Raw genomic sequence first — 26,661 nt, 5'->3', positions numbered from 1 at the left:
CCTGCCTGTTATGCAAACTAGCCAGGTTGTTTTTATTTGGGAAATAGGGTCTGACCCCTACACAACAAGCCTTTAACACTGATACAACAATCTTTATGCACATACAAAATCTCGGGAAATGGGGTCTGGCCCCAAAAAGTGTTGACATTTCTTTTTAAATATCAGATAATTATGAATATTAAATCTTCACATTCGTTGCTTTCGAAATGTTTGAAAAATATTCATCTTTGGGAATAAAAGAAGTACGTACAATACTCCCATTTAATACTGAATTAAGAAAGGAAAGATGCATAATGGTAAAAGTTACAGTAACAGTTGATTTCCAAGGAAAATCTTATCAAACTAACGTCCTTACTAAACCAGGTACTAATCAAGAAGAAATTTTACAACAAGCCCTTCATCAAGTGGAAAAACAATGGAAAGCATAAAAAAGCAGGCTTCGTTTTAGAAACCTGCTTTTTTTATTACCTTTTCAGATGTAATTTACCTAAATTACTTTTTACATGCACTTATACTAATAAACAAATTAACCCTTTTCAATACTGTTTTATTTATGTACTTCTATTGTTTTATTATCCTAATGCATTTTTTTGAATTTTTTCTATTCGAAGAACCCCTCGATTTCAATCCCCCCCACTTTTAATTATTTTTTCCATATGATACTAATATAAAGACGTCAGTTTGTGAACGCTTTTACACTCAATCTGAATAACTAGTAATTTTTAGTATTTTCAATAAAGAAGGAAAGAAAGGTCCCTAAATGAACAGGGCTTTATTAACTATAACTTTTACCATCGAATAAAAAAATGGATTACACAATAAATAATTTTAGAAAAAAAGACAGTCTTTTTAAAGACCGTCTTTTTTTTATGTTCCTTTTAAACAAAATCCCTTATTACTGGCATAGAACGTTCTTGCAGGCTATCGGAAAGCAAACTATACGCAACTAACTTCTTCTTGTACTGTTTGACTACATCCACGTGGTCGTTGTAAATGTACACAAGTAACCTAACATCCTTTTTGCCTCTTTTAGTATCAATGACTAATGGGGTCCCACTGTTTTCTGGATGTAAAAACAATTGCTCGTTCCCTGGAAATATATGATTTTTTTTCAAAAATTTAGCTTCATTAAAATAATTAATAACTTGAATTTTATCTTCACCTTCCAAGCGTTTTCCGTCAAAGGTTACGATGCAATTCGCGTCACTAAGTTCTGAATGCAGTTTAAATTTGCTTATAATCCAATTCACTGCATCGGTTGGAAGACAGGTAACTAATAGCTTAACCAAGCTTATGAGAATTGTTAAAATCAAAACAGGCAATGTCATATTTCATCATCTCCGCTAAGTTCTAAATTAATTATTATATCCCTTATTATATCAAAGGGGGCGGACAGTATTTCTTTGAAGATGTGACCATTCTATTAACGTTTCACTTATTGTGAAACGTTGTACTTAAACAAACGGGTTCTTGAAGAAGGGCACTAAAGATACGAAGACGTAGATTAATGCTTAACCAGTCTAAAACGTACACAGTATAGTAGAAATTAAGGAAATTATAGAAGCCACTAAATTATTTTAACGGCTTGTTGCTTTCTTTTTTATATAAAAGGATGATTATTATTCTCTTCAAAACCCGGAAGAATTATTAAAGGCATTACCATTACCCTCTCCTCCAAATGAATCTAAGGTAAGCCCGTCGATAATCCGATCAAACAGTAAAAGACCCAATAAAGGGGCCGCTATCTCGTCCTAGAAATAATGAGCAATGATCAGGGTAAAAACTCAACATTTATTATTTAAATTATTATGAAAAAAGATGTTTTTTTTTGAAGATTCCTCGAATTTTCAAGGAATTCTTGTGTATAACGAATCTAGCTCCTATCTTCTTACCCATATTTTCTACCATTCCCTGTAAATAAAACATTCTGAAATGGTTATACTAAACTTAATTGGTTCATCTTCATCCTTCATAACAATACAAATTTCTATGATGAAGTGAATAGAATGATATATAAATTCCAAAACTTACTATAATTAAATACAAAAAAACTGGGCGTCATCAAGACGCCCAGTTTTGTAGGAATGGATTATTGATATCCCCAAATCATTGTTAGCATTGTACCGAAAATTGTAACCAATGCAACAAACAATCCGTAATAAACGTTTGTGTAAATCGATGCTTTATCCTCAGACTCTCCTGCATGCATGAACATTACCAATTGAAGTGCTGCTTGCATGAAGGCTGTAACAAGTAGGATGATCATTGCCATTTTAAGTGAGAGATCAAACACTATAACTGATAGTGCAACCAAAGTCAGGATTAGTGAAAAGGCAAATCCCATAACTTGGCCCCGTGGGAATAATTGTTTCATATTACATCATTCCTTTCAGGTAGACGAAACTGAAGATGAAAATCCAGACAACGTCTAAGAAATGCCAGTAAAGAGAAAAGATGAAAGCTTTGTTTGCTGTTTCTGGAATCAGACCGCGTTTTTTAACCTGCAGAATGATGAATGTTCCCCAGAATAAACCAAGTGTAACGTGAGCTCCATGCGTACCTAGTAACGTAAACAAACTAGATAAGAAAGCACTTGTTTGAATCGTTGCTCCTTCATGTACATACTCCACGAATTCATAGATTTCGACTCCCAAAAAGCCTAAACCAAGAATTAGAGTAATAACGAAGAAACTAAGCATCGCTTTCTTACTACCAAGTCTCATTGCATTGATTCCAAGTCCAATGGTAAAACTACTAGTTAAAAGAAAAATTGTTTGAAGCATTAGGGTTGGTACTTTAAAAAGGTGTTCCCCTGTTGGACCATTTCCAGTACCGTTAACTAATACAAAATAAGTGGCGAACAGTGTAGCGAAAAGAGCTATTTCTGCTCCTAGGAAAATCCAGAACCCAAAAATCTTTAAGCGATTTTCTTCCGTGCTATATTCTAGTGGCAGCGAGTTATCTATTTTCATTACTTAGCACCTCGCAATTTATTTTCAGTTTCTTCAATCTCTTCAACGGAGATATAACGTCCGTGATCTTTTTCGAATGAACGGTGAGCCATACAAGCAAAGATACCAAGTGTTGCAATGATTGCAATGATCCACATGCTGAATACCATTGCAAAGCCCCAAACGAAGAAGATACAGCTCATGATAAACGGCACGCCACTGTTATTTGGCATATGAATCTTTTCTACTTTACCGCCAAATAATTTAAAGCCCTTTTTCTTAGAATCCCAGAATGCTTCTGTAGAATCAACTGTAGGCACAATTGCAAAGTTATATTCTGGTATTGGTGTATGAGTAGCCCACTCTAGAGAACGTGCATCCCATGGATCGTTTGAAATATTTCTTGATGCATAACGAGTACTCCAATAGATGTTGTACACAATAAGCGCGAACCCTATTGCTAAGCCAATCGCTCCAACGAAAGAGAGCATATTCAATGGACCATAGCCTGTTGATTCAGAGTACGTATACATACGACGTGCTTGCCCATCCAAACCAGTGATGAACATCGGGAAGAATGTTACATTAAAGCTGATTGTAATGAACCAGAACGACCATTTCCCAATTTTTTCGCTCAACATGAAACCAAACATTTTTGGCCACCAGTACGTGAAACCAGCAAGTACGGCAAATACAGTACCAGGGATTAAAACGTAGTGGAAGTGAGCTACTAAGAACATTGTATTATGGTATTGGTAGTCAGCACTTGCCATGGCAAGCATAACCCCTGTTACCCCACCGAGCGTGAAAATCGGAATGAAAGCTAGAGAGTATAACATTGGAACAGTAAAAACGATTTTACCTTTCCAAAGCGTGAACAACCAGTTGAAAATCTTAACACCGGTCGGAACGGCAATTGCCATCGTGGTAATCGAGAAGATACCATTAACCATTGCACCGTGACCCATTGTATAGAAATGGTGAGCCCATACAACGAAAGATAGAGTAGAAATAGCTACCATAGAGATAACCATCGAATTATATCCGTACAGGTTACGACGTGCAAAAGTTGAAATGATTTCACTGTAAATACCGAATGCCGGAAGAATAACTATATAAACTTCAGGATGTCCCCAAACCCAGAACAAGTTTGCCCAAAGCATATCGCTACCGCCATTGGCCATCGTAAAGAATTGAGTTCCGAATAGACGATCCATTGTCATCAACGCAAGTGCCACTGTCAATACAGGGAAAGCGAAAACGATAATGAAGTTTGTGATCAAGATAGACCATGTGAACATTGGCATTTTCATTAAGTTCATACCAGGTGCTCTCATTTTCAAGATGGTTACGATAAAGTTGATACCAGTCAGTAATGTACCGATACCAGCTATTTGAATTGCAATCGCGTAATAGTTCGAACCTACTGATTCACTGAAATCGTTACTTGCCAGCGGGAAGTAAGATGTCCAACCTGCATCAGGAGAACCACCGACTACGAAAGAGATGTTAAATAGCATTGCCCCCATGAAGAATAACCAGAAGCTTACTGCGTTTAGACGTGGGAATGCTACGTCACGCGCTCCAATTTGTAATGGTGTAACAATGTTCATTAACCCAATGATAAATGGCATAGCCATGAACAGAATCATGACGACCCCGTGTGTTGTAAATATTTCATTATAATGCTGTCCATCCAACAAACCGTTATCAGGAACAGCCGTTTGAGCACGCATCATGATAGCATCGGCGCCACCACGGAAAAGCATAAGTAGTGCTGACAAGATGTACATGATACCAATACGTTTATGGTCAACCGTTGTTAACCACTCACGCCATAAGTAACCCCATTTTTTAAAATAGGTAATTCCGGCAACAACCGCAATCATGGTTAAGCCAATGGCAACCATGGATGCATAAATTGCAGGACTTGGATGAGGTACGGCAAATCGATCAAAGTAATCCATACTTTTGTGACTCCTTTCAGGAAAATATTCCTTATCTTGTAAACCTAGTTGTTTTATCGAACGAAATTAATTCTTAGTGATCATGATTCATGTTGCTGTGTTCTGAATGTTCCTCGTGTGAATCTTTGGAATCATTTTCTTCAGTATCAGAAGATCCGTGGTCATGACCAGCATGTTCCCCTTCAGGAGCTGGAGAAAACTCTAAGTGAGTTCCAGTGTAAGTGGATTGTCCCACATGACCAGGTTCTAATAATTTATTGAATTTTTCCTCAGTAAGCGGTTTAGCAGTAGCTTTAATTTCATCTACCCACTTATCGTATTCTTTTGCAGACAGTACATTAACGTTGAACGTTTGCTGAGCAAAACCTGAACCACTGAAGTTTGAATTTCGACCCATATACTCTCCTGGTACATCAGCTGCTAAGTGCAACGTGTTAACCATGTCCGACATCGCGTATTTTTGTCCTCCAAGTTGTGGAATCCAGAAACTAGAGATTGGTCCGAATGAATAAAGTTTAAATTCAATTGGTCGGTTAGTCGGTAAAAACAGATAGTTAACTGTTTCGATATCTTCTTCCGGATAACTAAAATGCCACTTCCAGTTAGAAGATGAAGCATAAATAACTAACGGTTCTTGCTCTTGGTATCCTTTAGGTGTTGCCTCAACTTCATTTGTTGTTTTAACAGTAACAACTGATAGGAAAGCGACGATTAAAATTGGGATCGCAACCCAAATTATTTCAAGAACCTTACTTCCTTCAATATGAGGTGGTTCATAATCATCACGCTGTTTGGAAGCACGATATTTCATTATCATGAAGATATACAGTACAATAACGACAAGAACGACAAAGGCCATTGTCCATATCGAAATCATAATAACATCTGCTTGTGTTGCAGCTACTGGCCCTTTAGGGTCCAAGACCATTAATGGGTTATCGCAACCGGTTAGCACAGTGGCAATAGTAAAAAGTATAGTTAATAAAGCCCATTTTATTTTCATAGTACTACCCCTTTCTTACATAATAAAATTCCTATTGGTAATTATTCGGACAAAGTGTTACCATGTTCACAAACCCCGACATACCAATATTAATCCCAAGTGTATAAAAAGACAATACAAAGTGACATCTGTCACATAAAGTTCATGAAAGAGCAGTAAGAAGATGGTAACTGAACTGAAATGTTCGAAAATCTTTATGAAATGAAATATAATAAATGTTTAATATCTTACTTACGGAGAATTCGCTTATTCTTATTAGTGAGGATTTGCAAGTATCCCCGGTTTATTTTCCATATAATGTTACTTTAATATAATGAATTTTCACATTATATTCTTCCTCGTACATTACTCAAGACCTGATTTAAATTACCGAATATTTAGAATTTTATTACCTCTCCTGTTAAGAAGATAGCTATCAATGGAATCGTTATTGGATGTTGATGGTATCCAGGATTAAAAACGAATTTTTCTCACTCGACCATGGACTCGGTAACGGCATTGTATATGATGTTGTGTTCCCTGCTTCATTACACTTGTCGTACAACACTTGCCCTTATATATATATAAGGAAACAAAGAGTGTGAAATGAACATTTTGATCCTTTATGATGCCTACTTGAATGCCTTTCTAGGACATTTGCTGTGGCACATTTAGCCATTCTAATAGGCTTGGTTAAAATAGGGGAAAGGAAAATGGGGGCTTGTACTCTATAATCGGGTTAATCTTATTTAAGAACAATAATAATATATGATTGGTAATCAGGTTCCTTCTTCTCGCAATACTTATTGCCCTGTCAGTATTACTTTTCCTAAACTGCTGTTTAGTCCTGTCCTCCTATTTTTGCGGGAGCAGGCTATTTGTGTTTTGTAATTATGAATGGGGCATGAAAAAGGATATCCTTTCACACCTCAAAATTTATAAAGTGACCAGGGGGCAGGCCGTTTCCCCACATGTTACTTCAAGCGCATTAGTCCATTCACTTTTCTGGAATTCCTCCACCTACGAATAAAGGAAACTCACTACTTAAATATCCAATTTTGACAACTGCATCCCTTTTGTTTCTTTTATTATATGCACATAGAAAACCACGAAAAATGGACCTTTTTAAAGTGTCCATTTTTCGTGGTATAGTTCAGAGTTCAGAATGTAGAGTTAGAACTTTTCATTCAGGAATGTAGTGAGTTTGGTGTGGATGGCCAAGCTATGTTGTATGTACACATATTCTAAATCAACTGGATTTGGATCATTGAATATGCTTTCATTGTTGGAGCACTTGTTTACTAGTTGGTTACGCTTTAATCGTGTACAACCTACTGCCATGCCCAAGAAATATTTCAAGCGATCCTTTGAATACGCGTTCTCTAGAGTGGGCTACTCTCTGTTCCCAGTTCCAGAATACAACTTCACTATCGTACCGACAGCTGATTCTTCACTAGTATTCCGGATGTAGCTTCATCTACCTGAAATGAAATTTGAGTATGAAACAGTTATTTCCACGTGGACATGTAATGGGGTTCATATTCTCCATGGTTCTTACAGCCGTGGCTCTTGGTGTTGATATATATGACCTTTCTTTCAGAACAGGAATGATAGTCCTTATAGAAGCTTCATTCCTGCAAGTAGCGAACAACTAGTTATGTTCATGCATGTTTGTGAATCTGATGATAAGAAGGCCATCTATACAAACGTTTATTACCCTCTATTAATTGCTTTAGTTACTGAATTCGGTACTTCTTTTTGTTTTAACTTTTGAATTTATTTTTATGATTTTAGTTGTTTCCGGTACAACTCTTTCACCCTTATGTGTGTTCATCACCATTTCTTCTGTCAGGACAAAAAATATACCAACTAGGAAAATGGCAGCTGCGCTTAAAGTAATGGCCATTCCAACAGCAGTTAAAATATAATCCTTATTGTAATCGCTTACAAATAAACTTAAAGCAAAAATAATAATTCCGATTACACAACCTGTGCCTGATACCCACTTCACTGCATCTAACATCTTCTGATTAGCTTCCATTATTTCATCCCCTTTCTTTCTATTTTATGACATTTCACAAATTTGTCAAACTTTTTATAATTTTCAATATATTCACAATGAAAACCTTGACAAATTAAAGTGATTACAACTCACTTTTAGGTATTCAAGACTATATGGAAAATAAACCAAATAGTTAAAATACACTACCTATTTTTCCGATAATATCCATTTTTTATACTATCATTTATTTTTTATTATTTACCCAAATATTTTATCAACTCATTAGCTATAAAAATGACTCCTGCCAATTGCTCAGGAGTCATTTCTCTTTTTTTATGAATTTTGTAACGTAATCGTTAAGGTTTTCTCTTCATTACCTCGATACACTTTAACTTTTACTTTGTCGCCAATTTTCTTATCTGTGTATAGATGTTTCCTTAATTCAGCAGAGGTACTAATTTTCGTTCCATCAATCTCTACAATGATATCCTGTTGCTTAAGTCCACCATTTGCAGCAGCCGATCCAGTTTCTATACCCGTTACCATTACTCCTGACTTTGCAGCCTCAGGGACATTTTGAAGATAATACTGTGGAAGTTCTTCTGTGTTCGCCAAGCTGACCCCTAAATATGGCCGCGTGATTTTTCCATTTTCAATCAGTTCCGTTACAATCGGTATTACGTCATTACTTGGTATAGCGAAACCTAAGCCTTCCACACCGCTTTCAGAAATTTTCAAACTGTTTATGCCTATTACTTCACCAGCAGTATTGATTAATGCACCTCCACTGTTGCCAGGATTAATTGCCGCATCTGTTTGAAGGACATCAAGTTCCCACTCTCCGTCAGATGTATCGACTGATATAGAACGCCCAGTTGCACTTACAATTCCTTGCGTAACCGAACGTGAGAAATCAAGTCCGAGAGGGTTACCAATGGCCAAAACTTCTTCACCTGGACGCATTCTATCTGAATCCCCAAAATTAATTCCCTCTGGTGCTACCGAGGCATCAATCGTCAAAACCGCTAGGTCTGTTAAAGCATCTGCACCAACAACTGTTGCAGTTGCCTTTTGTCCATCATACAATGAAATTTCTACTTCCTTAGCTCCTTCAATAACATGATTATTCGTGATGATATAGGCCTTACCATTATCTTTTTTATAAATAACTCCTGACCCCGTGCCGCTCTCAACAGTTTCGCTCTCCGTGCTTTGCTGCTGGAATGGGTTCTGATTTTGCATCTCTTGTAAATTTACGACACCTACAATCGATTTTGAAGCTGATTCAACCATATCTGCTCTTTCATTTGAATCTGTGCTTGTCGATAACTTTTCTGTATTTATACTCTTATTCTTTTCCACGCTCTCGGTTTGTTCTGCCCCTGCAGTTTGTGATGATTCGGTCACTGTATTTTTCTCTGCATCTATAAAATCTCCGCCAAATACAAACACAGAAGATGTAACTATAGAAGCAACAGTTCCAGAAACAAGACTAGTTAACCAAAGCGACTTTCCCTTTTTCGGTTCAGCTTTCACCCGAACTTGCTCATCCCCATTATAATTCTCCATCCTTTATCCCTCCTATGAAAGTCCTTTACTTGGCTCCATCATAAACAGTAATTATTAAAAAATTCTTAAGAAATAAAGAATACGGCAAACTTTTTACAAAAAAGATAAAATTAATGTAGATATGACCGAAAAAAGAACAATATTGACTGGTTAATAGCTCTGAGATTTCTTACCCCCCATTACGAAAAAAGATGCCTCAAATAACAAGGCACCTTTTTCATCCATTCTATTTCTTACATAAGCTCATAGACTTCTTTTGTCTTCTTATTCACGCCATACCAACCCCAAGTAGCCTTATGCCCACTTCCCTTACTGTCATTGGCCATTTCAAACACTTGGAATATGTAATCTCCCTTTTCATCTTCACGATCATATTGAATTTGAAGCTGAGGATAGTTTTCCATGTCAGCGTAGTCTTTCACCAGATTTTCCGCCTGAGCTTTCGTCAATGTCTTATCTAAATCCTTGTTACTCTCGTGATTTCCTTTATCAGCTAGCTTCGATGTGGCGGGGGCCTCCACTGGCTCATCCTCTTCTTCTGACTCGGTAACTGGGTTTTCAGACTCATCCCTCGATTGCTCTGCCTCAGTGTCTTCAACTGGCTCAGCACTGGCTTCTCCAGTTTCTGAGGACATTCCAATTGCCTTTTGTACCATGAGTTTACCTTTCTCATAATTTGCCTTATATGCAGCAGCTTCTTCAAAAAACACTTGAGCCGCCTCAAAATCTTGTTCCTCGTATTTCTTCATTCCATCTGCCAAAAGGACGCAAAGTTCCATTAACTCTTTCGTCTCCCCTGTTTGGTCTTCTTTATACGCTAATTCAAATGCCTCATGGGCCTCTAAATAATTTTCCTCTTCCACCTGACTTTTTCCTAGCTCCATGTTGGAATCGTAATTCCTGGTTGTACAGCCTGAAACAATTAATGCCATCATTAAAATAAATATGAGTAATCTCTTCAAAAAGTCACTCCTCACTTTTACTGAATACACATACACTTCCATATTATTCTATAAATCTATCTTACCCGATTTTACAAGAAATATCTGACATCTTTATCTCTATCGATTTATTATGGAGAATGTTCACTTTTATGATTATATTTTTACAAATAGTGGTACATCATAGATAAACGCTTGAAAGGGTGATGAAAAAATGATGCAGGAAAAACAGACCTATCATGTGGATTTGGTCAGCGGCGATGTACTAGGAAAAAAACTTGAGGAAAATCCAAGCTTTACTATACACGCTACAGTCGAAGAACTAGCAGAATTAAAGCAATGCCTAGAGGAACATCGAACAGATGACTTGGAGTCATACGCTCGTTCTCATGTACCTTATCTTCTCTATCATCATGACCGGGCAAATGATAAATACGATGAAGCTATGAAAAAGCTGTACGCCATCATATATAAATTAGGCGATGAAACAGCCCGAAAGCATATTGAAGAAATCGGCATATTGGCAGATAACAAATTCAAAGGCAACGAGGAAATCCAAAACTTTAAATAGGAGAATAATTAAACAGAACCTGAAATATCAAGTTTCTATTTTTTAAAAGAACGAGGATGAAAAAAGCATCTTCGAAAGAAAGTGATTTAACACATGGGGTACATCACGATCAGAGTGTTTGGAGTTTTACAGGAAGAAAATTATGATGGTATTAGTTTTGGAAATGCATAATCCAAAATAAAAATATACCAGAACTGTTGCATTCAATAGGTAACGATTCTGGTATATTTAACGTTTTGCGGATTACTTTACGATGAAAAATAAGGTGTCATTCACACATAAGTCTAGTGTTTTTGCTTATAATAGGTAACCGCTAGCGCTAGGGCAAGTACGGTTCCTTTAACGATGTCCATCGCGTAGTATGGGACAGACATCATAATCAGTCCGTTTTGAAGGATTCCAATCAGGACTGCACCGATGAAGGTTCCGAAGGCATTCGGTTTCCCTGCTCCTAGAACGGATGAACCAATAAATGCTGCTGCAACAGCATCCATTAAGTAAGGAGACCCGGAATTGATTTCGGATGTCATGACACGGGAAGCAAGGACAATTCCCCCGATTGCGGCAAAGAGAGCCGAAAGGAGATAGGCCAGTACTTTGTATTTATTTACCGAAATTCCAGAAAGTCTGGCAGCTTCCTTATTTCCCCCAATAATGTACATATAACCACCGTGCTTGGTATAAGTCAAAAAGATATGGGTAGCTATCACAATGACTGCCATGATCAGAATAATCCAAGGGACCTGTCCAATCTTAGCGAAAAATGGGCTGATCAGTCCTTCAGCGAACGTTCCATCAGGCATGACCATATTTTGTGAAACCGTTGCTCCTTTTGTATAGGTAAGAGCAATCCCTTGGATGATGAACATGGTCGCTAATGTCATAAGCATGTCAGGAATTCTCAATTTTACAATCATGAATGAATTTAATGCTCCTACTACAAGCGACGCACCGATTGCAGCTAATATGGCAATCAGGGTATCCTGCGAAAACCAAACAAACATCGAAATGACGATCGCATTAGCCAATGATGCTACAGAACCAACGGATAGGTCAAAACCATCCACAGTTAAGGATATCGTAATTCCAATCGCAATAATGGTCACGATTGAAATAGAACGCAGAATGTTAATTAGATTATTAGCTTGAATGAAAGATGGATTTGAAACGGCAAATATCCCAACCAAAATGATAATCGTCAAGATTGTGCCGTATTTATAGAAAAAGTCGAATAAGTCTACTTTTTTCTTCGCTTTTGTTGTCTGTGTGAGAACAGGAATCGGTGTACTCATCCTATTTGCCTCCTGTTGAGTAGAATAGTAGTTCTTCTTCATTGGTTTTGCTTGTCTCTAATTCGATGACTGTCTTTCCACCATATAACACATAAGTTCGATTAGTAATACCGATGATTTCAGACAACTCAGATGATGCATATATAATTGCCTTCCCATTTCTGGCAAGTTGGGCAATCAATTCGAATATGTCCTTCTTGGCCCCTACATCGACGCCTTTTGTAGGTTCATCAAATATGTATACATCTGCATCAGCAATCAGCCACTTTCCGATAGCGACCTTTTGTTGATTACCACCTGACAAGTTTTCAACCTTAGCTTCCTCTGAAGGGGTTTTAATACCAAGACTCGTAATAATTTCCTTCGCTTTTTTCTTTTCCGCCTTACGATCTACAAAGCTGAATATCTTGCTGAATTTTCCGACACTTGCTGCAGTCAAGTTCGTTGCAACTGATTCCTGAACAAGAATGCCTTCTTTCCTGCGTTCTTCCGGTACAAGTGCTAGACCACTTTTTACTGCATGATACGGTGTTTTCAATGAAAGCTTTCTACCATTCATCACGACTTCCCCTGTTGTGATAGCAGTATGACCGAATAGGGTTTTACACAGCTCTGTTTTCCCTGCTCCAACCAATCCTGCCAAACCAACAATCTCTCCTGCTTTTAGATGAAGGCTAACATTTTTAACTTTTTCGGCATCTGACAGTCCCTTCACTTCCAGAACAACTTCACCAATCGCAGCATTTACAACAGGGAACTGTTCATCCATTGTTTTCCCAAGCATTCCCTCGACCACTTCGTTTTGGGTAATATCCGCTACTTCTCGACATGCAACACTTTTCCCATTCCTCATAATCGTAATTTCTTCACAAATTTCAAAAATCTCTGGAAGACGATGGGAAATAAAAATGATGCCAACGCCTCTTTGCTTTAATTCATTTACAATTCGAAATAGTTCTGACGTCTCCGTATAACTTAACGGAGCAGTTGGTTCGTCGAGGATCAGGAATTTGCATTCCGTCGAGACTGCTCTTGCAATCAGAACCATCTGTTTTTCAGCCAAGGTAAGATCTCTCACCAGCTTTTTCGAAGAGACACCAATTTTCATCTCTGCCAGGATATAAGTGGCTTTTCTATGCAACTCTTTCCAATGGACCATCTGTTTTTTGCCCATGTTTTGCACCGTATCATTCAACATTACATTTTCCCCAACAGTTAAATAAGGAATGAGTGCCGTATCTACTTCCTGATAAACAATTTGAATACCTTGTTCCTGTGCAGCCTTCGGTGAACGGATATCCTGCTTCTTTCCATCCAGAAAAATTTCACCTGTATAATGGGCATGAGCGCCCGATAAGACCTTCATTAGCGTAGATTTCCCTGCTCCGTTTGCGCCGACCACTGCATGTGCTGTCCCTGATTGTACTGAAAAATCAACTTCACTAAGCGCCTTTACTCCCGGAAATCCAATCGATATCTTTTTCATTTCTAGTTGTGTGCTCATGCCCATTCCCCCTATTAAACAGACACTCTCTTCACTAGAAAGAGAGTGTCTAATGACTCTGTTTTTTACTTTTTATAATGATCTTTCAATACTTTCATCCATTCTTCTTCAAATTCCGTTGATACTCCCCATCCTTCGACAATACCGGACAAGTTGGCCATGTTGACCGCTTCTTTTGAAGCTTGAATCTGCTCTTGTGAAATAAGTGAAGCTTCTAAGTCATATGTTTGCGGTGTTTCTTCACCCGCTAATTTTTTTGCCAAAATCCTCATATTCACTGCACCAATCAATTTCGGATCGACAGCTGCCGTGTAAGACCAAGAGCTGCCTTTCGCTTGAATCTCTTGAAGATCAGCATTAGATACGTCGATTCCGTATATCTTCACTTCATCGCGGCCAGCTTCTTTAATCGCACGAGCCGCTCCAATTGCGAATGCATCCCATGTTGCGAAAATCGCATCTAGTTTGCCTTTGGGATATTTATTCAACATTGCGGCTACCGCATTTTGTGTCTGAACCGAAGTATCTGCAGATGCTACTCCGAATCTTTCGACTTCTTTAATCCCAGGATTTTCTTTTAATTTTCCCTGATACACCGCATTTCTTCTCACCATTGGTGGGAAACCATCTACCCAAAGGTATGCGATCGCTGCTTCACCTTTTTGTTCTTCTATCAATTTATCAAAAGCCAGAGTTGCCAATGCTTCATCATCCTGTGAAGTTAAGGTCACACCGTCAATTTTAGATAAGTCGCTAATAGAGTCGAATGTAACAACGCTCTTTCCTGCATCAACCAACTTTTGAACGTCATTCACTGTTGCTGCATCATCACCATGGGAGATAATATAGCCGTCATAATCTTCTTGTAAAGCCTGGGCGATTGCATCATGGAATTTAGCCGTATCGCCATTTGCTGTATACGTATCCACTTGAAAACCTAATGCTTCTCCTTCTTCCTTCGCTCCAGCTAAATATTGAGCCGTATGATCATCTCCGCCAATCTTACGAATGACTTTGATTTTGGCACCTTCCCCTTTTGCAAATCGTTCTGGAACATTTTTAAAAGATACTTTTTCATCCTTCTTTGATTCTGTTGAACTTTGTCCTGAAGAGCAGCCCGTTAAAAGCAAAGCCGAAGCTATGACCGAAACGAAAACCCTTTTAAAAATTGACTTCCTCATTTTAGTTCCCCCTTCTTTTCACTCATTAATCTTATCAATTAGGTTGGTGTAAATCCCAAAATAAAAACCTCTCTAGAATAGAGAGGTTTAATCAGCTGATTTGCAGACTTGTCCCTCTCTTATCTGTCAAAACATTTCTGTTTTGCAGGATTTAGCACCAATTCCTAATGGAACGGTTGCTGGGCATCTTAGGGCCAGTCCCTCCGCCACTCTTGATAAGAGAATATAATGTGTTACGTTTTTCGTAATTACCACTTTATAGGGATATAGTCGTAAAGTCAATAGATTTTTGAATATTTAAAATGTTTCTTATTACACTTATTTTCTTTGTAGCTTAGCCAGACGCTTTTTCTCGATCTTTTCAAGTCTTTCTAACTGACGTAGTTTCACTTCAAATAGAGTAATCGGGTCACGGTATACTTCCGGATTTTCTCTCATATGCTCCAGTGCTGCCTGATGATCTTTGATTTCAGTCTGTGTTTGTTCTATCGTTTTTTGAAGTAAGGCAAATGAACTGCGATAGAAAAGTGAGATATCTCTATCCAAAGATTTTTCAAACAATCCGAATTGTGTAAGGAAACGGTCACTGATCATCTCTGCAACATCCTGGTAGTCTTCACTTTCTAGGTACTTCTTATACCGGTTGTACATATTAGCTTTATTTTGCGGAATCGCTCCAAACAACTTCCCTGCCCCTTTAAGCAGCAATTGCGATGGGGTCCGGCGTAGTAAAATATTAACGTCTTCAATGCGGATACTGCTTGTCATCCGATCCGCATCACGGCGCCAATCATCCAAAACTCTAAAGTCTCCCGCAAGTGTAATTCGCTCTTCTTTGTACAATTCATTGAACCCTGTGCTCATCTCATCCATAAACTGTTGAATTTGTGTAAATTCCAACTGAGATGTAGCAATCCAGTCTTGAAGAGAACGGTAATATTGCGGCATAATCTTGTCTGAAATATATGCCTGAATCTGCTCATTCATTTCATCGTTCAACTGTATATGAACTTGGCTGAAATCGCTACTTTCCGTTAATGATTTAGAACATTCTCTTAGTAATTCAGGGATTCTTGAAGAAAGCTGTTTTTTCACTTCTTCTTTAATTGAACGATACGACCTTATGATATTTTCACTTTTTTCTTTTTCCAAATCTGCCAGTTGATTGACGGCTCCATTCAATTTGACTTCCATCTGCTCATTCCAAGAAATTGAGTGCTCGCATTTCCGCTCATTAGCTGCCCGTTTTTCTAGCAGGTAAGATAACGTTTTGCGAATGAATGCAAGAATCTTCTCAGATCTTCTTTCCTTCCAATTATCAGCTTGATAATTCGAATCAAGGAAGGATGAAAGGTCCTGTAACTGCTGTTTGCTGTCATAAAGTTTGGAGAACGCAAATACTTTTGCGTTCGGGAAATACGCATTCACTTTATCCCATGTTTCATCTTCCATCCGGACTGCCACTTGGTCACTGTAAATCGTATCCATCTTATTTAGTAAGAAATGAATCGGAAGTTTCGGTGCCATCATTTGAATTTCCAATAACAAATCTCGTTCACTACCGGTGAAAGGCGCTCGTGCATCGAGAACAAACATCAATCCATCGCTGCCCTGTAAATACCCTTGGAAATCAGAGTCTACACTTTTTTCCCCATTGAACCCTGGTGTATCAAGTAAACGCAGGCGATTATTTTTTAGGTAGTCACTAATAAGGGTCACGTCGACAATGGTTCCGCGCTGACGGCGTGTTTCATCCAATTCAGTTAACTCACCAACGACTTTGTGATCTGTATCTGTAATTTCATAGATTTCCAGATTATCTCCATCTTTGACACTGACAAGGGACGAATGGTCCTCGGCAGCAATACTCTCTCCAGCAAGCGACTGAATAAAGGATGTTTTGCCATTGCCTGTGCTTCCGACAAGAAGAAGATTGAAATTTTCGGTATCCTTAAGTCCGTCTACCATCCATTTCAGTTTATTGCCAACTGTTAAGTTATTCTCTTCAGCCCACTGAATAATGGAATTGAACAGTTTTTCGCCCGCTTCCAATCCGCCTCCCAATTTAGGCGATTTTGCTAACAGACTTTCTGCATCCTGAACAACCAGTGCATTAATTGTATCAGGGAAAATTTCATTCCATGACAGAACGGAAGCCGCTGCAAATAACGAAAGCTCTCCATCCGCGATTTTCAACCAATTTTCCAACAATCTCGGCACAACAGGACTCAAATCTTTGATTAAGTGTGTTCCTTCAAGCAAACCGGCATAAGCATCCCGGTAATAGACAGAAAGCTCATCCCATACATCACCTGGATGTAATTCGATGCCATCTATCAAATTATTAATGACTCTAAGCCATTCAAAGTAGGAATCTGTATATTTATAATTTTTCCAAAGTGCAACCGTCATTTTTTCAAAGCGATCCTGATCAAGGTTGTATAACGCCTCGAGAACATTTGAGAAATAATCCGGAGCCATCGATTGAGCAACACCTTGCTGGATATACGTTTTCAGCACATCAAACCAAATCATTGATTCCGTACGGATACTTTCATTCGCGGCTAAAACTACAGCACTGTTCCAATCCTTTTGTTCTTCAAAAAAGGAGCGTGCAATTGCGGTGACATTTGGGTAATCAGGTTGAAAATCGACTGCTTCCTTAACAACTTTAGATGCCAAATCATTTCTTGATTCTACTATGTAAAGAGAGAACAGCTGTAGAAGGACTTCCGTTTTCAATACCGCTTCATCCGTACTGACGGATTTATATATATCCTCAGCGGTCGAATACATCTCTAGTTCAAAATAAGCATCAGCAATATTCTTTTTCGCCCATGAACCAAGTTCACCTTCTATGTTTTCCCACTTAAAAATGGCTGCTTCATAGTCATGATGCTGGAAGTATACTTCTCCTTGAGCAAACCGAACTGCAGTCAAATCCGCTCTTTCCTTTTTTTGTTCCACGAGAAACATTTCACCTAATGTTTGAATTGGGTGCTTGCGTGTATCCTCAATCATTGTTTCATAGTATTTTTTTCCAATCAGTCGTTCATCCATCTTTATTCCCCCGTTATATTTCATATTTTCAATTAAAGGATAATCATCGATATGGAGTCTTTATGAAAATCGAATAATAACTTTTCTCAAGACTTTGTCTATGAAAAGAGATTTATAGGTTCCTTTAGTTAAGAAAATTATTTATAAACCTTTAAAATATTATTTTAACAAAACAATATGGTAACAACATTTCATGACTCTTACAATTTTAAAACAGAAACAAATAGAATTGTAATGAATTTAATATAAGACTTGAGAAGTGATTTCTACTTTTGTAAAAATATGTTTTATTTAGTTTTACCAATATCCGAAAAGGTAGGAGGGAACAATTCTTATACCATTAAATTACCAGAAATCCCGCCCGTAAACTACCTATAAGTGGTGAAAACAAAAATAATTTTCACTTGAATACTTCCTAAAAGCGAAAGTACAATCTTCTCCCTAATAATAATAAATTTCTATTTGAAAGTTCATATAAAAAAAGCAGTACCTTTATTCATGAAAGGTAACTGCTCTCTGATAAGCACCGAACAGTAATTGTCCTTTGACAAATTGGGATTATACCCCTGTACGCTTACGTTGATTATTTGGCTTTTTAGTTAACTGGCTTTTTAGCTGTTTCGTTTTTTTCACAACGCCGGTTTCCAGTTTATCTTGACTTGAGCCCGCTTGCTTTTGTGCCAATTTTTGTTTGACTGCATCCGCCAGGCTTAACTTTTTATTTTCAGACATAATGTTGTCTCCTTTAGTGTTCTGTCTTCTATTATAATATAGATGCGGTTAGAAAGATAATAGGGAGTTATATCCGATTCTTTTCACAAATAGTATCTCCAAATAAAGGAAGGATCGATTATAGGGGACTAATCTCCTGCTCTTGAATAATAAAAATTGAATGATTTGTACTGTCAAATTATGTTGACTTAATACTTAGAATTTGCTAAATTATCTTTATATTATAAAATCTATGAAGAGAAAGAGTAAGATAAGAACCCTGTTCTACAGAGAGTCGACGTATGGTGGAAGTCGATGTCCAAGGCCTATCCGAAAATCATCTCTGAGATGCAAAGCTGAAAATGAAGTAGGCTTTGACGGGCTTTCCGCCGTTACAATGGATCACGTATGAATTCGTACGTTGACTGAGTGCCGTAGCTTCTATGAAGCGCGGAATATGGGTGGTAACGCGAGCACAAACTCGTCCCTGATTATTAGGGGCGAGTTTTTTATTTGCAAAATAACACTTTTAATAGCCTTTTTGGGCCAGTCGGCGGGTACTATCATTTTTAAAAAAGGAGAAATCATCATGAAAAAAACAGACACATTATTTATCGGCCTTATGCTTTTCTCGATGTTTTTCGGAGCTGGAAACCTTATTTTCCCTCCATTTTTAGGAGCTTCTTCCGGGACTTCCTTCTGGCCCGCCATTGCAGGTTTTGTCGCCACCGGTGTCGGCCTTCCAATTTTAGTACTCCTCGCCGTTTCACTTGTTAAAGGTGGGGCGCAAACAATCGGAGCGCGTGTGCATCCTATATTCAGTACACTGTTCATGGTCGTCATCTATTTGAGCATCGGACCGTTTCTTGCGATTCCACGGAATGCGAACGTTGCCTACGAAATGGGATTCAAACCGTACCTTGGCGACTCGATGAATCAATCCCTATTTCTATTCTTATTCACGGCCGTATTCTTTACCATTGTTTATGTCATTTCTTTGAATCCTGAAAAAATGGAAACTTTTATGGGACGCTGGATTACACCTACCCTGCTTTTGGCCATGGTCATTCTCTGTGTCGTTGGATTTGTAAAGCTTGATGCTCCATTCCAAGCTCCAACTGATGCGTATGCAACAGGAGCATTTTCAAAAGGTTTTATCGAAGGCTATAACACGATGGATGCTTTAGCTGCCCTTGCTTTCGGGATAGTTATCCTGACTTCGATACAGCAAAGAGGGATTTCAGATCGGAAACAATTGACGAGATATACATTAAAAGCAGGCCTCATCGCCGGCTTATTGCTTTCTTTAGTTTATATCTCCTTAGGTGTAATGGGAGCGCGTATGGCAGCAGATGGTTCATTTGAAAACGGAACAGAGATCCTGACTGTCGCATCCACCCTTTTACTTGGTACAGGCGGTAAGATTCTATTAGGCGTTATTTTCACCTTAGCTTGTTTCACGACCGTCGTCGGTTTGACAACTGCCTGCGGACAGTATTTTTCAAATCTTATTCCCAAGGCCCACTACAAAACCTTAATTCTGATTGTAACACTTGTCGGCTTCATTCTTTCAAACATGGGTCTGAATCAAATTTTAAAAGTATCGGTACCATTCCTTGTGATGGCTAACCCATTAACAATTGTCCTGATAGTTTTAACGTTCTTCAGCCGTCATTTTAAAAACCCGAAAAAAGTATATCGGAGTGCAATGATCTTCACCGGCGTTTTTGCTCTAATAGATGGATTAAACGCATTCGGCTTACCATTAGGGCCCGTACAAACGTTTAGTGATGCCCTTCCTCTTTCTTCATACGGAATGGAATGGATCATCCCAGCTCTTGTCGGAATTGCCAGTGGCCTTCTACTCAGTCAGATCGGACAAGCAGCCCAATCTGAGGAATTGGAAAGCGCAACCTTATAATAGGAAAGCAGATGATTTTGTACAAATCATCTGCTTTTTTGCACGATAGTGTTTTTAACAGTTCCCACTCTGCTCACATTTCTTTATTTTGGTATTTACCTGCCACTTTTTGTTATGATAATGCTAAAGGAGATGATTAGTAATATGTCGAAGCAAACGCGAATTGGTAAAACAGATCTATATGTGAATCCGATTGGTCTTGGCACGAATGCCATTGGCGGACATAACCTTTTTCCTAATCTAAGCGAGGATACAGGAAAAGATGTCTTAATAACAGCTCTTGATGAGGGAATTAACTTTTGGGATACAGCTTTCATTTACGGTCCAGAGCGTTCAGAAGAAATTATCGGTGAAATTCTTAAAAAGACCCGCAAACGCGAGGATGTAGTCCTTGCTACAAAAGGGGCGCATAAATTTGTCGATGGGAAAGTCGTATTAGATAACTCTCCTGCTTTTCTGAAAAACGCAGTAGAATCTAGTTTAAAAAGACTCCAAACCGATTATATCGACTTGTTTTACATTCATTTCCCTGATGAAGATACACCAAAGGATGAAGCGGTCGGTGCCTTAAAGGAATTGAAAGATGCAGGTAAAATCAAGGCAATCGGCGTCTCAAATTTTTCCTTTGAGCAATTAAAGGAAGCGAATAAAGACGGCTATATCGATGTCCTGCAATCCGAGTACAACCTATTCAGACGGGAAGCAGAGCAAGATTTACTGCCCTATACAGCTGAAAATCATATTTCCTTTATACCTTATTTCCCGCTTGCTTCCGGTCTGCTCGGTGGCAAATATTCTCAAGATTCGACATTTGAGGATGGCCGTGCAAAAAGTCCACTTTTCCAAGGACAAGCCTTTGTTAGCAACCTGCAAAAAGTAGAAGAAGTCCGAGAGATAGCAAACAGAAGAAATGCCGATGTTGCTGATGTGGTACTAGCTTGGTATTTAACTCGGCACTCGATAGATGTCCTAATTCCTGGAGCGAAAAAACCAGAACAGGTCACACGCAACTTAAAAGCATTAGAAGTGGAATTAACCATGGATGAAATTGCCGAAATCAGCGCGATTTTCGCTTAAATAGGATTTAAAAGACAAAGGAAAAAAATAATAAAAAAGGTTCTATGTTTCTAACAAATATGGTTAGAAACATAGAACCTCAATATACTTTTCATTTATGAATTACTATTCCTAATAATTTATGTATGCATTAAATCTCGCTTTGGACAGGCTTCCCCACTTATTGAAGTTGTCCTTTTTCCAGCATATGCATCACCTCCACTTTACAGATAATCTGTTTGGCTGAACCCCCTATTTAATCAATATTTCCCGCAGCAATCCCCTATCATTAAAATAGAAAATAGCATCATATTTTTCACCATGATATAGAATCGCCTTGTGCACAAGCTGTATACTTGGAGTACCAAACAATTCAATCATTTCTTCAATAGACCTACTTTGGTGATTAGTATCTATACTTATCCCTTTTATGTGTTCATCATCGGTATAGGCAAACTTCACAATTTCATTTAATTCAGTGGCGTTACTTTCCTCTTTACTTTGCCCAATGAACGATAATAATTGTTCAAGGTTATCTACTTGAAACATATCACTAATATTCTCAAATAACTGCTCTTCTTCAATCGTATTAACATCCTTTGACAGAATCTGTTCACTTACCCAAACAGCCTGCTCGTTCTTCATAATTTTCAACCAATTAAAATCTTCCACTGGATCTTTTTGAATTTCTTCGATAATATAATAATCTCCAAAAATTATCATACTTATTTTTTCACTTTTCAACAAATCCGGATTATCTCTAACAAATCCTGCATTAACATTCACATATCGAATGTCCTTTTCTTCTGGGATTGGTGCATCCGTACTAGAACCTACATGTTTATCCGGCTTTTCTGCAATTTTAAGGTCCTGACCATTTTGTTCTTTCTGGATAATGGCCAAAAGTCTCTCCGATTGTGAAAAAAGAAGAGCCGCCGCTATTATTCCTATCGCTAAAAAGGCACTGGCTATAAGTCTTTTTCTTTTTCCCTGCGCTTTTCTTTTCATTTGTTTCTTATAAACATCTGTTCTCGTAATCATCCCGTCATTGTCATCGATAGCTGTATTAAGCTTGCTTCTCTTTTCCATAATCATTTGCTTAAAGTTCTTTTGTGCTTCAGGAGACAATTCTTTGTAATCTTTTAAAAACTTCTCATAAGCGGGAGCTACTTCTTCGATTGGCCCATACGCCTTTATCTCTCCTGCCTCCATCCATATCGCCTTTTTACAGAATTTTTTCACCTGACCAATTGAATGACTGATAAAAAAGATCGTCTTCCCTCTTTCTTGAAAACTATTAATTTTATTCAAGCACTTTTCGGCAAAAGTCTGATCCCCAACAGAAAGAGCTTCATCAATGACCAAAACATCAGGATCGATATTTACAGAAATGGCAAAGCCTAACCTCGATTTCATACCACTTGAGTATTTCTTCACCGGCTGATCAATAAACTTCCCAAGCTCCGCAAATTCAATAATCTCAGGCATCAATTCCTCTATTTCCTTTTTGTTGAACCCTAACATTAAACATTTCAGCTCAATATTATTCCGACCTGTCAATTGATTATTTAAACCCGATGCAATGGCAATCAAAGACGCTTCCCCTTTAATTTCGACACTTCCCTCACTAGGAGGAACAACACCCGTAATTAATTTGGATAAAGTCGACTTCCCGGCTCCATTTACACCAATAATACCAATCACATCGCCCTTTTCTGCCACAAAATTAATGTTCTGTACAGCAAAAAAATCTTCCCCATACCCCTTTGGGCAAAATCAAATCCAAAAACTTTTCAGAATTATTTTTATACATTTTATAACGCTTCGTAACATTTCTAAAGACAACAGCTTTGTTCATAAAAACCCCTTAATAATTTAAATTTACTTAATCAACTTCGTACCCACACAATTAGTGCGCAATAAGTTGGCTGTAGGATTATACGTAAGAACCATTGGATTTAATAAAAGATGAAACCACCTCGTTCTTCCGTATAATGAGATTGTCGAAAAATCGGTACCAAATAGAAGAAGTGTCCCATATATATAAGTCCAAAAACCCCAATTTAATATTTATTTCATCAAAAGCTTTCACTTCGGCCTATTCATCAAAAAAGAGGTAATATAATTTTATTACCCCTTCCATCTTATCTGTTTTATTGGTTGGTCATAATTTGGATCTTTTTGGAATTATCAAACAATAAAATACTACCCTCTTCTTTTTCAGCGTTTAAAGAGGACATAGCTGATAACCTTATTTCCTTTTTATTCACCTTCAATAAACATGACTTTATATATTCAAAGTGCTTAAAGATATATAAATTTTTTATCTTTATAGTACCATAGACTCACTAATTGTAAATATTTTTTAAATCCCCCCCCAATTCCTCCAATATAAGAATATTTTAAAGTTATTGGGAAATTACATAATAATTTATTTAAATAGAGAGCATCAACCTGTAACTCACCATGAGCTACACTGTCTTTAAATTGAAAATCGATGGATACACTTTATTAAGGCAACAGGAAAAATCATACGGGAGTCTTGTTCGACGCTGAAAGAATGCTTTTCTCCATAGAAATGAGTAATATAGGCGGCCACCTTCCCATTTCGAATGCTAGATGTACATAGACTGCTTACAAAATATGCTATCAAATCAATAAATTAAGCGAATTTCTTGAAGAATCATGCCAACTTTATGAATAATCTTGCTAATTAACCCTAAAATTATGCGAATAGTAATTTTTGCACAAAAAAAAGAATCCAGAGCCTTTTCCTTCTGAATCCTTGATTAAAACCAACATATTCAAGACGAGCTTTTGTATAATCCTGAATTTCATGATCGATTACATCGAGATGTATCAGGGCGGTATTCTCCCTTTTCAAGGGTATCAAACCCCATAACTGCTGTTAGAGGATTTCTAATTTCACGAAAATATTGGACGATATTCGTCGCAGTAACACCAATGTAGCTTTGTGATTTTCGGTTATGGAAGTGTTCTTTTCTTCTATATAATGAGCCCTTTAGATCCGTCCTCAATTATCCTGCTAAAATGGCTGATCCATAGGATCTATTAAATTGCTTCCTTTTGTAGATTGCTTACATTTTTCTACTTTGATATATTTAGTGAATATTCCTTCAATTAGAAAAGAGGCTACCTTATGAAAAAATCCTATATTCTCTTATTTCTCATCTTGGCCAATCTGTTTTGGGCCGGCAATTATATATTTGGCAAATACGTTGTGACTGAACTTTCCCCAATCCAACTAACATTTACCCGCTGGCTAATTGCCGTTTTCTTATTATTCCCACTAGCCCATTGGATTGAAAAACCAAATTGGAAGAGTGTATGGAAAGCCTGGAAAGTACTTTTATCAATGGGTTTACTCGGCATCATCAGTTATAATTTTTTCCTTTATTGGGCTCTGACCTATACAACATCCATGAATGCTGCTCTTGTCAATTCAATTAATCCTGCATTAATCGTTCTTTTTTCTGCATTGCTGTTAAAGGAGAAAATTTCAATCCATCATGTACTAGGCCTTATCATTTCATTATTCGGCGTATTATTAGTCTTAACAAAAGGACATCTCCTGGAAATTTTCCATCTCACTTATAATAAAGGCGACCTATTGATGATTCTGGCTATTCTCGTTTGGACCTTCTATTCAATAATCGGGAAAAAGCTGAAAAGCATTCCGATTATTTCAGCCACAGCCGTTTCTGTATTTCTCGGTTTGATTCTCGTTGCTCCATTTGCCATTGGCTCTGGACTGAACTTTGATTTAAGTGGCCCAGCAATCACAGGTCTTTTATATATTGGAATCTTCCCATCCGTAGGTTCCTTTATTTTCTGGAATATTTCGCTTCGTCATATCAATGCCAGCCAGGCTGGAATTTATCTTAATCTGATTGCCGTCTTTACCGCCATTCTAAGCCTGATTTTAGGACAAACGATTACTAGCGTCCAAATCCTTGGGGGGCTACTTGTCTTCACTGGCGTCTACTTGACGAGTAAAAAGAAAAAGGACCTTCAAGCTGTCGCGAAGTCCATGTAAAAGTCATTCGGTAATTTGCATCCATGAACGCTTTCTTGCCTTTCCCTCTTGTCTATCTATCATGATTTACGTTATCCTTTAAAGAAGAAAATCTGAATGTAAAGGTGTGCTTTAGTTGAGGATCAATAAATATATTAGTGAGTCCGGGATTACTTCGAGACGAGGCGCGGATAAATGGATAGCCGAAGGCCGCGTAACGATTAACGGATCTGTTGCTGAGCTTGGCAGTCAGGCTGAACCAGGCGATGATGTTCGGGTTGATGGTAACCCCATAAAGGTAGAACAGCAAAATGTCTATATTGCGCTGAATAAGCCAATAGGCATTACGAGTACGACAGAAAAACACATTAAAGGAAATATTGTTGATTTTGTTAATCATCCACTAAGGGTTTTTCATATTGGACGTCTTGACAAAGACTCAAGCGGCCTCATCCTGCTTACAAATGATGGTGATATCGTGAATGAAATTCTGCGTGCAGAGAATAAGCATGAAAAGGAATACATCGTAACTGTGGATAAGCCGCTTACCTCTTCTTTCATACAAGATATGGCATCCGGCGTGGAGATTTTAGGTACGAAGACACTCCCTTGCAAGATCAAACAGTTGAACAAATATACGTTTAACATTACATTAATGCAAGGATTGAACAGACAAATCCGCCGTATGTGCTCAGCGCTAGGCTATGAGGTCCGCGATTTACATCGAATTCGGATCATGAATATCCATTTGGATGGGTTAGCCCTCGGACAATGGCGCGACCTAACGAAGGATGAATTGAGGGAACTGTTTACCGAGTTGGATTATACGCCTAGGCAGAGATGACTCAAAAGGATGCCCCTGAGTTCGGGGGCATTCTTTTTTAATTCAATCTGTCCTAGACTTTTCAACATAGACT

General features: G+C 38.0%; 21 protein-coding genes, 1 pseudogene, 1 riboswitch and 1 other annotated feature. Of the genes and pseudogenes, 8 read left to right on the top strand and 14 right to left on the bottom strand.

Annotated features, from left to right (window positions below; genetic code table 11):
- Positions 1-206: 206 nt before the first annotated feature.
- Positions 207-428, top strand: a complete 222-nt coding sequence (locus RE409_RS02530) for a BA3454 family stress response protein (protein ID WP_242489034.1) — start codon at positions 207-209, stop codon at positions 426-428.
- 450 nt (positions 429-878) lie between these two features.
- Here the strand turns inward: RE409_RS02530 and RE409_RS02525 are convergent, their stop codons facing one another.
- From RE409_RS02525 to qoxA, 5 genes are all read right to left on the bottom strand, one after another.
- Complete coding sequence (locus tag RE409_RS02525; RefSeq protein WP_201183128.1) at positions 879-1,328, bottom strand: YfmQ family protein; 450 nt, start codon at positions 1,326-1,328, stop codon at positions 879-881.
- A gap of 761 nt (positions 1,329-2,089) precedes the next feature.
- Positions 2,090-2,374, bottom strand: coding sequence for a cytochrome aa3 quinol oxidase subunit IV (gene qoxD, locus RE409_RS02520; RefSeq protein ID WP_053344301.1), 285 nt, complete (start codon positions 2,372-2,374; stop codon positions 2,090-2,092).
- A gap of 1 nt (position 2,375) precedes the next feature.
- A complete protein-coding gene (gene qoxC, locus RE409_RS02515; RefSeq protein ID WP_053344300.1) occupies positions 2,376-2,972 on the bottom strand; it encodes a cytochrome aa3 quinol oxidase subunit III in 597 nt (198 codons plus the stop codon).
- Positions 2,972-4,918, bottom strand: a complete 1,947-nt coding sequence (gene qoxB, locus RE409_RS02510) for a cytochrome aa3 quinol oxidase subunit I (protein WP_201183129.1) — start codon at positions 4,916-4,918, stop codon at positions 2,972-2,974. The genes qoxC and qoxB overlap by 1 nt, the downstream gene beginning before the upstream one ends.
- A 73-nt stretch (positions 4,919-4,991) precedes the next feature.
- Complete coding sequence (gene qoxA, locus RE409_RS02505; protein ID WP_201183130.1) at positions 4,992-5,921, bottom strand: cytochrome aa3 quinol oxidase subunit II; 930 nt, start codon at positions 5,919-5,921, stop codon at positions 4,992-4,994.
- A 1,177-nt stretch (positions 5,922-7,098) separates the two neighbouring features.
- On the opposite strand from qoxA, the gene RE409_RS02500 reads away from it, so the two are divergent.
- A complete protein-coding gene (locus RE409_RS02500; protein ID WP_309558467.1) occupies positions 7,099-7,371 on the top strand; it encodes a hypothetical protein in 273 nt (90 codons plus the stop codon).
- Positions 7,372-7,399: 28 nt separating this feature from the next.
- Positions 7,400-7,555, top strand: a complete 156-nt coding sequence (locus RE409_RS30585) for a cytochrome C oxidase subunit IV family protein (RefSeq protein WP_397443395.1) — start codon at positions 7,400-7,402, stop codon at positions 7,553-7,555.
- A gap of 77 nt (positions 7,556-7,632) precedes the next feature.
- Here RE409_RS30585 and RE409_RS02490 read toward each other — a convergent pair whose 3' ends face one another.
- The 3 genes from RE409_RS02490 to RE409_RS02480 all read right to left on the bottom strand — a co-directional run bounded on the left by RE409_RS02490 (position 7,633) and on the right by RE409_RS02480 (position 10,433).
- Entirely contained in the window at positions 7,633-7,941 is a 309-nt protein-coding gene (locus RE409_RS02490) for a hypothetical protein (protein WP_201183132.1), read from the bottom strand.
- A 294-nt stretch (positions 7,942-8,235) separates the two neighbouring features.
- On the bottom strand, positions 8,236-9,471 hold the full coding sequence (locus RE409_RS02485) for a S1C family serine protease (RefSeq protein WP_201183133.1): 1,236 nt from the start codon (positions 9,469-9,471) through the stop codon (positions 8,236-8,238).
- A gap of 233 nt (positions 9,472-9,704) precedes the next feature.
- Complete coding sequence (locus RE409_RS02480) at positions 9,705-10,433, bottom strand: COG3014 family protein (protein WP_201222294.1); 729 nt, start codon at positions 10,431-10,433, stop codon at positions 9,705-9,707.
- Positions 10,434-10,626: 193 nt separating this feature from the next.
- Here RE409_RS02480 and RE409_RS02475 point away from each other — a divergent pair, with 193 nt between their 5' ends.
- Positions 10,627-10,983: a hydrolase gene (locus RE409_RS02475; RefSeq protein ID WP_309558466.1), complete on the top strand. Its 357-nt coding sequence runs from the start codon at positions 10,627-10,629 to the stop codon at positions 10,981-10,983.
- A 284-nt stretch (positions 10,984-11,267) separates the two neighbouring features.
- Here the strand turns inward: RE409_RS02475 and RE409_RS02470 are convergent, their stop codons facing one another.
- From RE409_RS02470 to RE409_RS02450, 5 genes are all read right to left on the bottom strand, one after another.
- Positions 11,268-12,275, bottom strand: coding sequence for an ABC transporter permease (locus RE409_RS02470; RefSeq protein ID WP_309558464.1), 1,008 nt, complete (start codon positions 12,273-12,275; stop codon positions 11,268-11,270).
- Between the two features lies 1 nt (position 12,276).
- Positions 12,277-13,779, bottom strand: a complete 1,503-nt coding sequence (locus RE409_RS02465) for a sugar ABC transporter ATP-binding protein (protein WP_201222298.1) — start codon at positions 13,777-13,779, stop codon at positions 12,277-12,279.
- 65 nt (positions 13,780-13,844) lie between these two features.
- Entirely contained in the window at positions 13,845-14,960 is a 1,116-nt protein-coding gene (locus tag RE409_RS02460) for a sugar ABC transporter substrate-binding protein (RefSeq protein ID WP_201222300.1), read from the bottom strand.
- 116 nt (positions 14,961-15,076) lie between these two features.
- Positions 15,077-15,182: riboswitch (SAM riboswitch) on the bottom strand.
- 96 nt (positions 15,183-15,278) lie between these two features.
- Complete coding sequence (locus tag RE409_RS02455) at positions 15,279-18,044, bottom strand: GTPase domain-containing protein (RefSeq protein ID WP_309558462.1); 2,766 nt, start codon at positions 18,042-18,044, stop codon at positions 15,279-15,281.
- A gap of 534 nt (positions 18,045-18,578) precedes the next feature.
- Positions 18,579-18,752, bottom strand: coding sequence for a hypothetical protein (locus tag RE409_RS02450; protein ID WP_162878730.1), 174 nt, complete (start codon positions 18,750-18,752; stop codon positions 18,579-18,581).
- A 223-nt stretch (positions 18,753-18,975) separates the two neighbouring features.
- Positions 18,976-19,223 (top strand) — a binding site (T-box leader).
- A gap of 97 nt (positions 19,224-19,320) precedes the next feature.
- On the opposite strand from RE409_RS02450, the gene brnQ reads away from it, so the two are divergent.
- Positions 19,321-20,652: a branched-chain amino acid transport system II carrier protein gene (gene brnQ / locus RE409_RS02445; protein WP_309558461.1), complete on the top strand. Its 1,332-nt coding sequence runs from the start codon at positions 19,321-19,323 to the stop codon at positions 20,650-20,652.
- Positions 20,653-20,796: 144 nt separating this feature from the next.
- A complete protein-coding gene (locus tag RE409_RS02440) occupies positions 20,797-21,729 on the top strand; it encodes an aldo/keto reductase (RefSeq protein ID WP_201183142.1) in 933 nt (310 codons plus the stop codon).
- Between the two features lie 1,050 nt (positions 21,730-22,779).
- On the opposite strand, the pseudogene tagH reads toward RE409_RS02440, so the two are convergent.
- Positions 22,780-23,566, bottom strand: a pseudogene (gene tagH, locus RE409_RS02435) (teichoic acids export ABC transporter ATP-binding subunit TagH); the annotation flags it as partial.
- Positions 23,567-24,868: 1,302 nt separating this feature from the next.
- Between tagH and RE409_RS02430 the strand changes: the two are divergent.
- Both RE409_RS02430 and rluF read left to right on the top strand, forming a co-directional pair.
- Positions 24,869-25,765 (top strand): DMT family transporter, encoded by an 897-nt coding sequence (locus tag RE409_RS02430; RefSeq protein WP_201222305.1) that lies wholly within the window; start codon positions 24,869-24,871, stop codon positions 25,763-25,765.
- 115 nt (positions 25,766-25,880) lie between these two features.
- Positions 25,881-26,588 carry a 23S rRNA pseudouridine(2604) synthase RluF gene (gene rluF, locus RE409_RS02425; RefSeq protein ID WP_056522637.1) on the top strand — a complete coding sequence of 236 codons (708 nt, stop codon included), beginning with the start codon at positions 25,881-25,883 and terminating at the stop codon, positions 26,586-26,588.
- Positions 26,589-26,661: the final 73 nt, after the last annotated feature.

The sequence above is a fragment of the Peribacillus sp. R9-11 genome (assembly GCF_031345095.1).
GTDB lineage: Bacteria > Bacillota > Bacilli > Bacillales > DSM-1321 > Peribacillus > Peribacillus butanolivorans.
The sequence above is the reverse complement of the archived record's forward strand: the minus strand, read 5'-3'. Positions and strand labels throughout refer to the sequence as shown.

What these genes read in the sequence shown, in the direction of transcription:
- RE409_RS02530 (WP_242489034.1), top strand. Translation starts at nt 207, where the DNA reads ATGTTTGAAAAATATTCATCTTTGGGAATAAAAGAAGTACGTACAATA.
- RE409_RS02525 (WP_201183128.1), bottom strand. Translation starts at nt 1,328, where the DNA reads ATGACATTGCCTGTTTTGATTTTAACAATTCTCATAAGCTTGGTTAAG.
- qoxD (WP_053344301.1), bottom strand. Translation starts at nt 2,374, where the DNA reads ATGAAACAATTATTCCCACGGGGCCAAGTTATGGGATTTGCCTTTTCA.
- qoxC (WP_053344300.1), bottom strand. Translation starts at nt 2,972, where the DNA reads ATGAAAATAGATAACTCGCTGCCACTAGAATATAGCACGGAAGAAAAT.
- qoxB (WP_201183129.1), bottom strand. Translation starts at nt 4,918, where the DNA reads ATGGATTACTTTGATCGATTTGCCGTACCTCATCCAAGTCCTGCAATT.
- qoxA (WP_201183130.1), bottom strand. Translation starts at nt 5,921, where the DNA reads ATGAAAATAAAATGGGCTTTATTAACTATACTTTTTACTATTGCCACT.
- RE409_RS30585 (WP_397443395.1), top strand. Translation starts at nt 7,400, where the DNA reads ATGAAACAGTTATTTCCACGTGGACATGTAATGGGGTTCATATTCTCC.
- RE409_RS02490 (WP_201183132.1), bottom strand. Translation starts at nt 7,941, where the DNA reads ATGGAAGCTAATCAGAAGATGTTAGATGCAGTGAAGTGGGTATCAGGC.
- RE409_RS02485 (WP_201183133.1), bottom strand. Translation starts at nt 9,471, where the DNA reads ATGGAGAATTATAATGGGGATGAGCAAGTTCGGGTGAAAGCTGAACCG.
- RE409_RS02475 (WP_309558466.1), top strand. Translation starts at nt 10,627, where the DNA reads ATGATGCAGGAAAAACAGACCTATCATGTGGATTTGGTCAGCGGCGAT.
- RE409_RS02470 (WP_309558464.1), bottom strand. Translation starts at nt 12,275, where the DNA reads ATGAGTACACCGATTCCTGTTCTCACACAGACAACAAAAGCGAAGAAA.
- RE409_RS02465 (WP_201222298.1), bottom strand. Translation starts at nt 13,779, where the DNA reads ATGAGCACACAACTAGAAATGAAAAAGATATCGATTGGATTTCCGGGA.
- RE409_RS02460 (WP_201222300.1), bottom strand. Translation starts at nt 14,960, where the DNA reads ATGAGGAAGTCAATTTTTAAAAGGGTTTTCGTTTCGGTCATAGCTTCG.
- RE409_RS02455 (WP_309558462.1), bottom strand. Translation starts at nt 18,044, where the DNA reads ATGAAATATAACGGGGGAATAAAGATGGATGAACGACTGATTGGAAAA.
- RE409_RS02450 (WP_162878730.1), bottom strand. Translation starts at nt 18,752, where the DNA reads ATGTCTGAAAATAAAAAGTTAAGCCTGGCGGATGCAGTCAAACAAAAA.
- brnQ (WP_309558461.1), top strand. Translation starts at nt 19,321, where the DNA reads ATGAAAAAAACAGACACATTATTTATCGGCCTTATGCTTTTCTCGATG.
- RE409_RS02440 (WP_201183142.1), top strand. Translation starts at nt 20,797, where the DNA reads ATGTCGAAGCAAACGCGAATTGGTAAAACAGATCTATATGTGAATCCG.
- RE409_RS02430 (WP_201222305.1), top strand. Translation starts at nt 24,869, where the DNA reads ATGAAAAAATCCTATATTCTCTTATTTCTCATCTTGGCCAATCTGTTT.